The sequence below is a fragment of the Terriglobia bacterium genome (assembly GCA_020073205.1).
Classification (GTDB): domain Bacteria; phylum Acidobacteriota; class Polarisedimenticolia; order Polarisedimenticolales; family JAIQFR01; genus JAIQFR01.
The window spans coordinates 89,654-103,152 of sequence record JAIQFR010000001.1 but is presented as its reverse complement, the minus strand read 5'-3'; the positions used below and the strand labels follow the sequence as shown (position 1 = coordinate 103,152).

The following is a 13,499-nucleotide window of genomic DNA, read 5'->3' as shown; positions in this document are numbered from 1 at the left end:
GTGTCAGGAAGCCGAGGCGGCGGACGCCGCCTCGAGGGAGCGTCATGACGAGACCCAGAGTCGTCCTCGCCGCAACGTTGTTTTCTCTCGCGATCGCGGTCGCGGCGCCTGCACGGGCGGCGGGCTCCGCCGCCGGCACCGTCGTGGACCGCGACGGACCGCTTCCGGGCGCCACCGTAGTGCTCGCCGGGGCCGCCCTCCCGGCCGCGAAGAGCGCCCTTACCGACGCCAAGGGCTTCTACCGGTTCCAGGGAATCCCCGCCGGGACCTACGAGATCACCGCGTTCCTCGGCGACGGCCAGAAGTTCAAGCTGCCGGGGGTCCAGGTGGCGAACGGCAGTGAGACGCGGGTGCCGGCGATCTCGCTCTTCGTCGAAACCGTTCAGGTCACCGGGAAGAGCCTCGACGTGGTCACGAAGGACACGACCACCTCCGGCGAGACCTTCGAGGCGGAGAAGATCGCGACGCTCCCCACGGGCCGCTCCTACACCGACCTCCTCAAGATCGCGCCGGGCGTCTCCGGCGACGACGGCTCGGGCGGCCAATCGGTGTACGGCGCCACCGGGCTCGAGTCGTCCTACCTGATCGACGGCGTCAACACGACCTCGGTCGAGTCCGGCCGCCCCTCGAAGGAGATCAGTTTCGACCTGATCGACAAGATGGAGCTCAAGACCGGCGGCTACGAGGCCGAGTTCGGGGGGGCCCAGGGCGCCATCGTCAACGTCACGACCAAGAGCGGCTCGAACGAGTTCACCGGCGCCCTCTCCTTCTACGACACGCCGGCCTCCCTCTCCGCGGCGCCGGCGCGGAACGGCTTCGGTACGGAGCTTCCGGTGCCGAACGACCGCGAGATCTCGACGTCGGTCGGCGGCCCGATCGTGCGCGACAGGCTGTTCTTCTTCGCCGCGGTCTCGAGGAAGAACTCGTCGCGCGTCGCCCCGCAGGCCGACCTGTCGAGCGTCCTCGGGGAGACCGTCCAGGGGGCGACGCGCCGCTTCGCCGAGGACAGCGACGAGGCGGACCTCTACTCCCTCAAGCTCACGTGGCAGCCGGCCGGCCGAAACCGGGTCGTGGCGACGCTCATGTCCGACCCGAGGCTCCAGAATCTGCGCGACGAGCTCGGCGGCTACGGCGGCGACCACGAGGTGCGCACCGGCGGGACGACGGCGTCGGTCCAGCTCTCCTCGATCCTGTCGAAGCGCTGGCTCCTCGAGGCTCAGGTCGGCACGCACTCCGAGAACGACCGCGTCCTCCCCACCCTCGAGCGGCGGTCGTTCAATCCCGTCGGCGAGGACCGTCGCCTCTCCTACGCGTCCGTGCAGCTCCGAGGCGCGAGGGGCGCGGACGGGACGACCCTTCCGGGCGAGCCGAGCCTCAAGTACGGCCCCTACGCCTACTCCGGCGAGATGAACGGCGACCGGCAATTCGCGAAGGCCGCCGCCGAAGCGTCGTTCCTCCGGCACACGGTGAAATTCGGCGCCGAGTACGAGATCTCGGATTACGAGCAGAGCCTCGACTACGGCTGGGGCACGGGGATGGCCCTCGAGTGGAGCGACATCACCGATCGCGACCCCGCGACCGGAGCTCCGAGGCCCGGCCGCCAGACCGAGGAGCTGGTCGGCGTGCGGCGCTGCTGGGGCGACGGCCAGGGGGACTGCGTGGACTGGAACCACCAGGTCCGCGCGCGCGGAGCCACGGGCTCGCTCCGCCTCTTCGCCCAGGACCAGTGGAAGCCCGCCTCGACGGTCACCCTCAACTACGGGCTGCGCTGGGAGCAGCAGGACATCCGCGACGCCGAGGGTAGCGTCCTCGGCAAGATGAAGGACAACCTGGCGCCGCGGCTCGGCTTCGCGTGGGACGTGCTCGGCGACGACCGCTCCAAGCTGTACTTCTCGGCGGGCCGGTTCTACGACACGGTGCCGATGCAGGTCGTCAGCCGCGCGTTCGCTCCGCGCATCCTCATGACGCGCCTCTACCGGTCGAAGAACTGGACCGACATCCCGACGTTCCTCAACACCCTGAACGCCCTCCCGGGGAGCAACTACTTCGGCGTCTGCCCGGTCAACGATCCGATCTACGACCAGGGCAGCTCGACCTGCTGGGACTTCGAGAGCAAGGACCTCTGGCCCGACCCGTTCGCCTACGCGACGAAGAAGGGGATCCTCGCGGACAAGGTCCACAGCCCCGACGGTCTCAACTCGAACGGCACGCCGGTCAGCTTCGTCCCGGAGGTGGTGGTCAACTCGGGCTCCCTCAATCGATCGCCGATCGACCCGGACCTCAAGGGAACGAGCACCGACGAGGTGACGGTCGGATACGATTGGGAATTCCGCGACGGCTGGATGGCGGGAGCGCGGGCGATCGGCCGCCGGCTCAACGAGGCGATCGAGGACATGAGCCTCGACTTCGGCAAGACTTACGTCATCGCAAACCCCGGCGGACCGTACCGGTTCTACGCCGATCCGTCGAACCTGGACCTCGTCAACCCGAGGTACGTGCCGGGGAGCGCGGATCCGTCGCAGGCTCCCGGCCTGGCCCAACGCTTCGGCTGCGAGCCGGGCGCCGTGTGCGCGGTCCGGAACGACGATCTCGAGGCCGCCGGTCTCGGCGCCTTCCCGAAGGCCACCCGGACCTTCCGCGGCGTCGAGCTCACGCTCTCGCGAAAGTTGCGGGACAAGTACTGGTTCAATCTGTCGTACCTCTACTCGCGCACCTTCGGGAACTACCGGGGCCGCTACTTCGCGGAGTCCGAGGAGCGCGATCCCAACGTGACCGAGGCGTTCGACGTGCCGGCGCTCGTCGTCAACTCGACGGGCCTGCTCCCGCAGGACAAGACGCACCAGGTCAAGCTCTACGGCAGCTACCGCGTGACGCCGAGCGTCAGCCTGGGCGCGGCGTACCGTTTCGCCACCGGCTCCCCGATCAGCGCGACGACGGACCCTGCCGGGGGATCGACACCGTTCTTCGGGCCGATCTTCCTGCTCGAGCGGGGCTCGGTCGGCAGAACGCCGTCCCTTAGGAATCTCGACGCCAACGTCGCGTGGGAGATCCGGGACGCCGGGCGCGCGAAGCTCTCGATGTACCTCGACGTGTTCAACCTGCTCAACGAGCAGAAGCCGGTCCGGGTGGACGAGCAGTTCCTCGCGGTCGGGCAGCCGAAGGCGGTCATCTACCCCGGTCTCGGCGCCTACATCAGCCAAGGAGGTCGAGGGGAGCCGCTCGACCTGTACCTGGATCAGAAATTCGGCAACAAGGACGGCCGGGTGACGCCGAACGAGTGGAACGCCTGGGCGAACTCGCTGAACGGGGCGTTCGGGTCGCTCCGGGAGCTGTACGCGTACCTCAAGAACGAGACCGTGCCGGACATCCTCTCGTACGACAGCAAGCCGGTGCCGGCTTTCCCCGGTTTCGCGAACTGCCCCGCCTCGCTCCCGGCGGACCCCACGGAGTGCCCGGCGCTCAACGCGGGGTTCGGGCGCGCGAAGGAGATCGAGGCGCCGCGCAGCATAAGGGTCGGGATTCGCCTGACGTTCTGATCGGTCCGACTCGAAGGAGACATGGAAATGATGCTCCGACGCTTCGTAGCCGTGGCGGGAGCGGCGCTGGCGGTCCTGTCGTCGATCCCCGCGGGCTCCGCCGGGGGCGACGACGACCGATCGAAGTACGGGCTCGATACCCCGGTCCTGCCCGTGGATCGCTTCTCGGACGCCGCCGGCACGCTGCTTCGCCGGAGCGAGATTCCCTCGCTTCCCGGCCCCAACGAGGCGATCGACCTGGACCGTCCCCCGTTCGCCCTGACCCTCGCGGGCCCCGACGGCTCCCTCAGGCGCTGCTACGACCTGGACGTCCGTCCGGCGAAGCCGTCGCGCTACTACGTGTTCTACGACCGGGTGGGGAACTACCAGCTCGGCCAGTTCCCCGTGGTGGACGCGGCGCCCGGCGATCCCGGCTACTCGGACCTTTGGGACATCATCAAGGTGATCGTTCCGGACGGATTCGAGCCCTTCAACAGGATCCGGGACGCGGCGACGGTGGAGCGTCTCCTCGCGGATCCCAAGTCCCGGTACACCACGCAGCGGACCGGCATCCTGCTGAACGGCCCGGTCGTCCCCGAGGGGACCTCGGCGTCGCTCAAGGCGGACAACCGGGAGGGCTCGGCGACCCTGCTCTACGCGTGGTATCGCGGGAAGCGCGCGCCCTACCTCTACTTCGAGGGAAGCCTGCGCGCCGAGGGCGACTCCTCGCCCGTCGCCCTCATGCAGTTTCCGGGCGGATCGCCAGGCGTCCCGCTCGGTCTCGCGCTCGCCGACGGCAAGACCAAGCCAACGATCGACGCGGTGCCGAAGGGACCGGGCTACTCCCCGCTCCATCGCGTCGTTGGCCCGGACGGGCGGCCCCTCCTCGACGGGTGGCTCAACTGCCCGGTGGTCGGTACCGCTCCTTGACCCTCGCCGCCCGCGCCGCCGCGGGCCTCGCCGTGCTCGCGTGCGCCGGGGCGCTCCGCGCGATGCCGTTCCCGGACGCGCCCTCCTCCGCCGTCCCCGACCCGAGCGCCCTCGACCGCGCGTTCCGGCAGATGCTCGACGCCTCGGCGATCGTCGAGGCCGAGGACAGGAACCGGGTCGAGCGCGCGCTCGACGCGGTCGTCCGCCGGGTCGACCGGAGCGTGGCCGGCACGCGCTCCCCCCGCCGCCGGGCGCGGCGAATGCACAGGGCGCTGCACGACACCCTGTTCCTCCGGTACGACGCCCGCGCCGACGGCATCGATTCGCCGCTCGATCGAGGTCGCTACAACTGCGTCTCGGCGGTGCTCCTCGAGGGGCTCGTTGCGAGCCGCCTGGGGTTCGAGGCGCGCGTCGTCGAGAGCCCGACCCACCTCTCGCTGCGGCTCCTGGCCGGCGGCGAGACGGTCGACGTCGACAGCGTGTCTCCCGAAGGGTTCGACACGCATCGCGACCTCCGCGCGTTCGAGCGCCTCCTGCTCGCGTACAAGCTCGCCACCCCGGGCGAGATACGGCGGCGCGGCCTCGACACGCTGTTCGACGAGTTCAACGAGGTGACGGGCACCGTCGACCTCGCGTCCGCGGTCGCGTACCTCTGGCACAACGCGGGCGAGCGAGCGGTCGAGGAGGGGCGCGGCCTCGAAGCCGCCCGCTGCTTCCTGGAGGCCCACCGGACCCACCCGGGCCTGGGAGCCCGCGACGACTCGCTCCCATCGCTCCTCGCGAGGGCGTTTCGTATCGAGTACGACGCGGGGCGGTTCGAGGCCGCGAACCGGGTCGCCATCGTCGAGAACGCGATCCTCCCGGGCCGCACCGGCGCTCGGGACCGTCTGCTCGCGTCGGCCATCCAGCGCATCGAGGCGGCTGCGGAGCGCGGCGAGACCGCGCTCGCCGAGATCCTCCTTCGCGACACCGACGCCGTCTCGACGTTTCCCGAGGACCGGGTGAAGCTCGAGCGGGAAGCTTGCCCGCAGATCGTCGCGGCTTCCCTCCGCGAGGGAGATTGGATCCGCGCCCGCCGGATGATCGCGGTCTACCTCGGCGCGGGCGGCGATCCGGAGGAAGCCGCGGCCCTCTCCGCGTGGGCGGACCGGCGCCAGGCCGGGCCGGCTCCGCCTCGTGCCGCCCCCGCGCCGTCCGCGTCGCGCGCTCCAGGGCGTTGAGCCTGCCCTCCGATCCATCGAGTTACAGGAACTTTACGGCCGCGTAACGTCGCGGCGTCGCCCCGTCCGGTACGTTGACGGGCAGGAGGCGCCAGGGATCGATGGCGGAGAGCATCCTGGTCGTCGACGACGAGAAGGACATCGCCGAGATCCTCGGCCACGTCCTTCGGGCGGAGGGGTTTCGCGTTCGCACCGTGCTGGACGGACAGGACGCGGTGCAAGCCGCCCGGCGCGAGACCCCGGACCTGGTCATCCTGGACCTCATGCTCCCGGGGCTGCCGGGGCTCGACGTGCTGAAGGAGCTGCGGAAGAGCGAGGCGACGCGGTCGGTCCCCGTGATGCTCCTCACCGCGCGGACCGGGGAGATCGACCGGGTCCTCGGCTTCGAGCTCGGCGCCGACGACTACGTGACGAAGCCGTTCAGCCCGAGGGAGGTGGTCCTGCGCGCGCGGGCGCTGCTCAAGCGTGCGACGGCGCCGGACTCCGGGAAGGGAACGCTCCGGGCGGGACCGATCGAGGCGGATCTCGAGCTCCACGAGGTGAAGGTCGCCGGGAAGGCGGTCCAGCTCACGATCACCGAGTTTCGCCTCCTCGCGAATCTCCTGTCGGCACGCGGCCGCGTCCGGTCGCGCGCCACGCTCCTCGCGGACGTCTGGGGTTACGACGCGGAGGTGATGTCGCGCACCGTCGACACGCACATGCGCCGGCTTCGCGAGAAGCTCGGCCCCGCGGCGAGCTGGATCGAGACGATCCGCGGGGTCGGCTACCGGATCCAGGACCCCTCCCGCGCCTGACCTGCCGGGAGTCGGCGCAGGAGCGCAGCGTCGAGGCCCGGATGGGGCGAGCTCTCGCCGCGCCTCGACGTGGAATCGCCCCCGCGAACGATCCTAGTTGCGCCTCCCCCCCAGCGTGATCTGGGTGTTGACCGCCTTCGTGAGGCAATGCGTCATCAGGTACTGCGCGTCCTCGATCAAGATCTGCGCAGCGGCCGGGTCGATGTTCTTTCCGCTCTGGGCCTGCACCTCGTTGATGAACGCCCCGTAGATGAATGACGCGCTCGCGCAATTCCCCTTGCTCCTGGACTTCGCGGCGTTGATCAGCTTCTGGAGAAGCGAGTTTTCGCTCAGCGGATCGATCGACCCGTCGGCGACGAACTGGATCACGTCGATCTTGATGCTCTCCGGAGTGACGATGATCTCGAAGGTCACCGACTTGCTGCCGGCGTTTCCGAGGTAATCGTCCGCGTTGACCGTGAACGTGTGGGGGCCGAGCCTCATCTCCGTCAGCAGCCGGATCTTCTGTCCGCTGGCCAGGCCGTGGCCGGCGAGCGTGGCGGCGTTGTCCATCAGGGCGCCGAGGTCCTTCAACCCCGCCCCGCCGACGTCGACCGCTGAGTAGTCCAACGTGAGCGTGGCGCTGTGGACGTACTGCGTCGCCGTCGGCTGGTTGATGGTGATGTCCGGGGGGAAGGTGTCGCAGGGACCACCGGGCAGAACGGTCCCGCTCGTGCCGTGCCAGGCCAGCTCCTGGATGTTGAACTGGAACTGGTACACCCCGTTCTGATTCACGGTGTCCCCGGTGATGTCATCGCTCCAGATCCCGCCCCCCGCCTGCTCTCGGACGAACGTCGCGTGGGTGGAGCCGAGCTCCGCGTCGGCGTTCTCGCAGCTGAAGAGGTGGTTCACCTCGCCGATCGGATCGTCGCGACCGCCGGAGAGGTACGTTCCCAGGCCGAAGAGATTGTTGAACTGGTCCTGGAAGCTGCAGTCGCAGGCGACGTTCGGGTCGATGAGGTTTCCGAAGACCTCGTTGATGCCGTCCGCCTCCCAGCCATCGGTGTGAATCCGGAACTTCCCTCCCGGCGGCAGGACGAGCGTGAATTGCCAGGGGTTCAAGCCTCCGCCCCGCCGGTCGATGACGACGCCGTCCTCGGTGTGATCGTCGGCGTCCCCGAGCCCGTCCTCCAGGATGTTGCCGACATCGTCCGACGCCAGCTCGTTCAGGAAGAGCCAGTTCCCGGCGACCTCCACGAACACTCGGAGCTCCATGTCGCCCTGACCGGTTCCGGGCTCGAGCATGTCGTTGGCCCCCGGATCCATCAAGACGTAGTCGGGCGTCACCTTGAAGATCCGGGGATGATAGTCGGCCTGCACGCCGTGATTGACCGTCAGATCCGCGGTGTTGTCGCCCGTGCTCCACCAGACGTAGAACGTCCGGGCGAAGACCGCGGTGTCCGGCGCCGCCTGGCTGTTCCACGGGATCGTGACGGTCATGCTCGGCAGGAAGTGCACGGAGCCGTTCGGCAGGGTTTCGCTGTCCTGTGAGATCAGGGGATTGGCCGGGAAAGTGTCGCCGTCGTGCAGGACGAACGCCGCGTTGAGCCGGGCGGTGGGGCCGGGCGGCGGAACGTTGTGCGTGATCTTGAACGTGTAGTCCTTCTCGCCCATCGGCACGCGCCGCACGAAGGACGGTGCGCCGGACCGATTGTTGTTGAGCGCGTTGCCGTCGCCGCTGGCGAAGACGTCGGTCTTGGTGGCGACCACGAAATTGCTGGTCGAGACGGACGGGCCGAACATCGAAGGCAGCTGCCGCTGTATGGCGACGAGACGCGGCGGGTGGATCTCGGTGGACGCGGGCGCGTGGCCGCGGTCGAAGATCCAGAACCCTTCCACGTGCACGTGGTCGCCCGCGGTGGGCCACTGCCAGATGAGCTCCCGTCGGGTGTGGCCCTGCGAGAAGTAGCCGCAGCTGTTCCCCGACTCGTTGGCGGAATGGCAGGGGTTGCTGTCGTTGTCGGCGCCGACGCCCACCTCCCATTCGACCTCGACGTCGTCCTGCGTCGTCACGGTCGACGCGCAGTCCGCCATGCCCTGCAGCGCCTCGCAGGACAGATTGTTGCAGGAAGCTCCCCCCGGCGTCTTCGTGCAACGACCGTCCGAGAGCTCCTCGCAATCCGATGGGCAGACCAGGCAAGCTCCTCCCGCGCCGAGATCCACGCAGTCGCCGTTCGAGTTCACGATGCACGGGGCCGGACAGAATCCGTCCGGCGGGGGCTCGAGGGGGCACTCGGGCGTGCAGGTCTCCGCGGCGTTGACCGAGCAAGTCGCGCCGCCACTCTTGGTGACCTTCTCGCCGAGGAGATATCGATACGAGTCGTCGGGGAGCACCTTGAAACAGAAATCGTGGGTATCGTGGCCGAAGGGGGTGTCCTCGAAGCTCACGTGAGGGCCGGTCTGGACGTCGTCGTTGCCCCCCGCGATCGCGACGGTGCCCTCGAGCACCGTGTTCGAGGACAGGCCCGCCTGGTAGTCCCCGTCCCCGCGCTCCACTCCCTCCCACTCCGGGAAGGTGCGGCCGATCTCCGCGAAGCTGATGATCTCCCCTCCGGGAAGGTCCACCGGGATGCGGATCACGCAGCAGGGATGCCCCTCGTCCGCCTCGCAGCTCGTGTGGGGCGTGCCCTGGGCGCCGGCCATGACGGGGAACATCACCATCGCCGCAAGGGCGAGCGCCGTAACGACGCTCCGTCCCCGATGCCGGTGCTCACGAAGTTCTCGATCCCTCATGCTGGTCTCCTCGGTCCCTCGAAGGGGTGCACAGGTGTGGCGTCGTTGCACGACAGGCAGCGCCACGACCGCTCGCCTCTCGGCAACTCTTCGGACGATCTCCTCCCGCGGCGCGCTCGACCCCGCGTGGAGCCCACCGCGCCGAATTGCGGACAGATATACTCCTTTTGCGGGAAATGACAAGGATCGCCGAGGCCGGCGTCGTGGGCGGGCACCCGGGCCCGTGACCTCGGTCAACCCGATCCTGGGGCTCCCCAGGCTCCCACTCGCTTTCAGCCGCCGGACCCCGAAGCGTCCGGCTTGGCCAGCGTGGCGAGGTACTCGCGGTACTGGGTCTTGACCGCGATGAAGTCGCCGTGGTCGAGGCGGAGCTCGTTCGCGATTTCGCGGATCGTCGTGTCCTCGGCGGAGGAGATCGAGCGATCCGCCGCCGAGACGGCGAAGAGGCAGTGCAGGAGCGCGATCTTCTGCTCGCGGGTGGCGATCTTCTCGAACTCGCGCGTGACCAGGAAGTTCTCGACGCCACCGAAGAGCGCGTTCTGGGTCTTGGCCATCTGGACGATCATCACGGCCTGCTCTTCGGGAAGCCCCCCCTTTTCCCGCACGATGCGCTCCATCTCGCGGGTCTCTTCCTCGCTGATCACGAGATCGGCCCTGGCGACCCGGCTCAGGACATAGGCGAAGGCCGCGATGTAGCGGGCCCGGTCGGGATCGAGGCGGTCGAGCGCCGCGGCGATCTTCCGGACGGTCTCGGTGTCCGCGGAGGATCGGCGGCTCGCCTCGGAATTCTGGTCTCGCTCCCAGCCGAGAAGATCGAGGATGCGCATCGTCGCCTCCGTGCGATCATTCTAGACCGCCCGGCGCGATCGCACCCGGGTCCCTGGGGTCGCGGCGGCCGGCGCTCGTCCTTTCGGCTGGACCGAACGTATTCTCGTCGGGAGGTTCAAGATGCCCCTATCGACCGCGCTGTGTGTCGTCGCCATGCTCGCCTCTCCGCCGGCCCCGCCGGGAGCGGGGGACCTCGAGGCCCGACTCGACCGGTGGCTCGTCGCCGCGGACTTTCGCGGAAGCGCGCTCGTCGCGAAGGGTGGCACGGTCGTCCTCCGCAAGGGATACGGCCTGAGCGATCGCGAGAGCGGCGTCCCCTACGGCCCGGACACGGTGTTCAGCCTCGGCTCGATCACGAAGCAGTTCACCGCCGCCGCGATCCTGAAGCTCGAGATGCAGGGGAAGCTCCACGTCGAGGACCCGATCGGAAAGCACGTTCCCGGCGTCCCGGAGGACAAGCGGGCGATCACCCTCCATCACCTGCTCACGCACACGTCCGGGCTCGAGTCCGATTTCGCCGACGACTTCGACCCGGTGGGACGCGACGACTACGTGAAGCGGATCCTCTCGTCGAAGCTCCGCACCCGCCCGGGCGAGGCGTTCTTCTATTCGAACGCCGGTTACAGCCTCCTCGGCGCCATCGTCGAGATCGTTTCGGGGAAGCCCTACGAGGCGTACCTTCGCGAGAACCTGTTCCTGCCGGCGGGGATGAAGGACACCGGCTATCGCCTCCCCGGCTGGGACCCGAAGCGGATCGCGGTCGGCTACCGTGACGGAAAGCGCTGGGGGCGTCTCACGGACAAGCCGTGGGCCGAGGACGGTCCGTACTGGGCGCTGCGCGCCAACGGCGCCATCCACTCGACCCTCGACGACATGCTCCGATGGCACGTCGCGCTCCAGGGCGCGGCGATCCTCTCCGACGAAGAGAAGAAGAAGCTCTACGGGAGGCACGTCCGGGAGGAGCCGGGAGGGGATTCGTTCTACGGGTACGGCTGGACGATCCGGGACTCGCCGTGGGGCGGGCGGGCGATCTCCCACAACGGGGGGAACGGCGTCTTCTACGCGGAAGTCATCCGGCTCGTGGACGAGGATCTCGTGGTCGTCCTGTCCACCAACGACTCGGGGATCCGCGGCGGCCGGATGGCCGAGGCCCTCGTCCGGTTGTCGCACGGCGAGGACGTGCAGCCGCCCTCGCGCCGTGACGCCCCGTCGAGGCCGCTCGGCACCGAGGGCCGGGATGCCGTGATCCGGGGGTGGTTCGACGCGTTCAACGCGCCCGGCCTCTCCGCGATGCGGGAGTTCCGGACGGCGCACGCGGTCCCGCGGCCCGCCATGGACGACGCCGAGCGGGACCGGCGCCTCGGGCAGATGCGGGAGGATCTCGGCCGGCTCGAGCCGACGGGGATCGTCGAGGAATCGCCCGACGCGGTCAGCGTGCGGGCGAGGAGCACCAAGGGCCCCGCAGCCTCTTTCCGGTTCCTCTTCGCGGCCGACGGGAGGATCGAGGGGATCGAGGCGAACATCGGGAACTGACCGCTGGCGGGACGGGGCGAAGCGCGCCTATGATCCCTCCGTCCCCCACGCGGCGTGCCCGGCCCTTCGTGGGGCGTCCTTCCTCGGAGGAATCGATGCTCGCCTCGGTCGTCCTCGCGGCCGCGATCGGCGCCGCCACCATCGACTGGACCACGCTCGGGCCCCTTTACCGGGATCTCCACGCGCATCCGGAGCTCTCCTTCGAGGAGAGAGCCACGGCCGGGAAGCTCGCCGAGCGGCTCCGCGCTCTGGGCTTCGAGGTGACCGTCGGGGTAGGGAAGACGGGCATCGTCGGAATCCTGAAGAACGGCGCCGGCCCGACCGTGATGCTGAGGACCGAGCTCGACGCGCTCCCCGTCAAGGAGAAGACCGGGCTCTCCTTCGCGAGCGCCGCGACCGCGACGAACGCGGCGGGGGAGACGGTCCCCGTGATGCACGCGTGCGGACACGACCTCCACATGACCACCTGGGTCGGCTCGGCGACCTGGCTTTCGGCGAACCGGGGGCGCTGGCGCGGCACGCTCATGATGGTCGGCCAGCCCGCGGAGGAGGTGGGGGGCGGCGCCCGCGCGATGCTCGACGACGGCGTCTTCACGCGCTTTCCGCGGCCCGACGCGGCTCTCGCGGTGCACGACACCGACCTGCTCCCTTCGGGGATGATCGGCGTCAGGAAGGGTCCGCTCCTGGCGAGCGCGGACTCCGTCGACATCACGGTCTACGGGCGCGGCGGCCACGGTGCCAGCCCGCAGAAGACGGTGGACCCGATCGTGATCGCGGCGAAGATCGTCATGGGCCTGCAGACGCTCGTCTCGCGAGAGAACGACCCGTTCCAGCCCGCGGTGGTCACGGTCGGCTCGATCCACGGCGGGACGAAGCACAACATCATCCCCGACGAGGTCCGGATGCAGCTCACGGTCCGCGCCTTCGACGAAGGGGTGCGGCAGCGGCTGCTCCGGGGGATCGAGCGCATCGCGAAGGCCGAGGCCGAAGCCGCCGACGCGCCGCGACCGCCCGACGTTCGCGCGAGCGACGCCACGCCCGTCACCTCGAACGACGGGGCGCTCGCGGACCGGATCCGCCCGGCGCTCGAACGGGCGCTCGGGGCGGATCGGGTCGTCGAGGCGGCCCCGATCACGGCCTCGGAGGACTTCGGCCTCTACGGTCGGGCGGGGGTGCCGAGCGTCATGATGTGGCTCGGCGCGGTCGAGCCCGCGACGTTCGCCCGCGCCCGCAAGGACGGGGTGACGCTTCCCGGCCTCCATTCGCCGCTGTGGGCCCCGGACGCGGAGCGTGCGACCGGGACGGGCGTCGAGGCGCTCGTCGCGGCGGCGCTGGCTGTGTTCGCGCCGGGGGAGTAGTGCCTCCGGGGGATTCGGCCCGAAGCGCCCCTACCGGCCCCGGGGCTTCGTGCTACCTTGAGGACCCTGTCGAGAGACGGAGGCGGAGGATGAGCGTGGGTGCGGGCGGCGATTCTCGATCGGCGCCGTTCCGCACCTGCGGGGCGTGCGGCCGGGCGTGGTCCGACTGGCGGCAATTCGTCGTGGATCCCGAGCTCAGGCTGCTGGGATTCCAGGCGCTGGTCGAGGCGCCCGAGTCGAACCTCTTGGTCTTCGAGCACCGCTGCGGTAGCAGCGTCTCGGTGCTCGCGAGGCGACTCCGGCATCTGCTCCCGCAGGACGACCCGGTCGACGGCGTCAAGGTACTCTACGGCTCCGGCGCCTGCGGGGGGTTCTGTCGGACGATCGCGGACCTCTCCGCGTGCGACCGGCCGTGTGCGAACGCCCGCGACCGCCGCCTCATCCGGCTTCTGATCGACATGAAGGCGGGGAGCTCGCCGGCGCGAAAGCCGGGACGTCGCCGCTGAACCCGCCGTCCCTCCGCCGGATCGCGGCGACCCGATAGGGCAC

9 protein-coding genes are annotated in these 13,499 nt (G+C 69.6%); 7 read left to right on the top strand and 2 right to left on the bottom strand.

The genetic code is table 11. From position 1 onward, the window contains the following. Positions 1-44: 44 nt before the first annotated feature. The 4 genes from LAO51_00375 to LAO51_00360 all read left to right on the top strand — a co-directional run bounded on the left by LAO51_00375 (position 45) and on the right by LAO51_00360 (position 6,459). Positions 45-3,536 carry a carboxypeptidase regulatory-like domain-containing protein gene (locus tag LAO51_00375; GenBank protein MBZ5637188.1) on the top strand — a complete coding sequence of 1,164 codons (3,492 nt, stop codon included), beginning with the start codon at positions 45-47 and terminating at the stop codon, positions 3,534-3,536. 27 nt (positions 3,537-3,563) lie between these two features. Continuing rightward, entirely contained in the window at positions 3,564-4,445 is an 882-nt protein-coding gene (locus LAO51_00370) for a hypothetical protein (protein ID MBZ5637187.1), read from the top strand. Next, positions 4,442-5,665: a hypothetical protein gene (locus LAO51_00365; protein MBZ5637186.1), complete on the top strand. Its 1,224-nt coding sequence runs from the start codon at positions 4,442-4,444 to the stop codon at positions 5,663-5,665. The genes LAO51_00370 and LAO51_00365 overlap by 4 nt, the downstream gene beginning before the upstream one ends. A 101-nt stretch (positions 5,666-5,766) precedes the next feature. Continuing rightward, positions 5,767-6,459 (top strand): response regulator transcription factor, encoded by a 693-nt coding sequence (locus LAO51_00360; GenBank protein MBZ5637185.1) that lies wholly within the window; start codon positions 5,767-5,769, stop codon positions 6,457-6,459. A 93-nt stretch (positions 6,460-6,552) separates the two neighbouring features. Here the strand turns inward: LAO51_00360 and LAO51_00355 are convergent, their stop codons facing one another. Both LAO51_00355 and LAO51_00350 read right to left on the bottom strand, forming a co-directional pair. Then, positions 6,553-9,231: a hypothetical protein gene (locus LAO51_00355; protein MBZ5637184.1), complete on the bottom strand. Its 2,679-nt coding sequence runs from the start codon at positions 9,229-9,231 to the stop codon at positions 6,553-6,555. Between the two features lie 272 nt (positions 9,232-9,503). Then, positions 9,504-10,058 (bottom strand): TerB family tellurite resistance protein, encoded by a 555-nt coding sequence (locus LAO51_00350; protein MBZ5637183.1) that lies wholly within the window; start codon positions 10,056-10,058, stop codon positions 9,504-9,506. A 121-nt stretch (positions 10,059-10,179) separates the two neighbouring features. On the opposite strand from LAO51_00350, the gene LAO51_00345 reads away from it, so the two are divergent. From LAO51_00345 to LAO51_00335, 3 genes are all read left to right on the top strand, one after another. After that, positions 10,180-11,592, top strand: coding sequence for a beta-lactamase family protein (locus tag LAO51_00345; protein ID MBZ5637182.1), 1,413 nt, complete (start codon positions 10,180-10,182; stop codon positions 11,590-11,592). Between the two features lie 95 nt (positions 11,593-11,687). Continuing rightward, a complete protein-coding gene (locus LAO51_00340) occupies positions 11,688-12,950 on the top strand; it encodes an amidohydrolase (GenBank protein ID MBZ5637181.1) in 1,263 nt (420 codons plus the stop codon). Between the two features lie 89 nt (positions 12,951-13,039). Further along, positions 13,040-13,456, top strand: a complete 417-nt coding sequence (locus LAO51_00335; protein MBZ5637180.1) for a hypothetical protein — start codon at positions 13,040-13,042, stop codon at positions 13,454-13,456. Positions 13,457-13,499 lie beyond the last annotated feature (43 nt).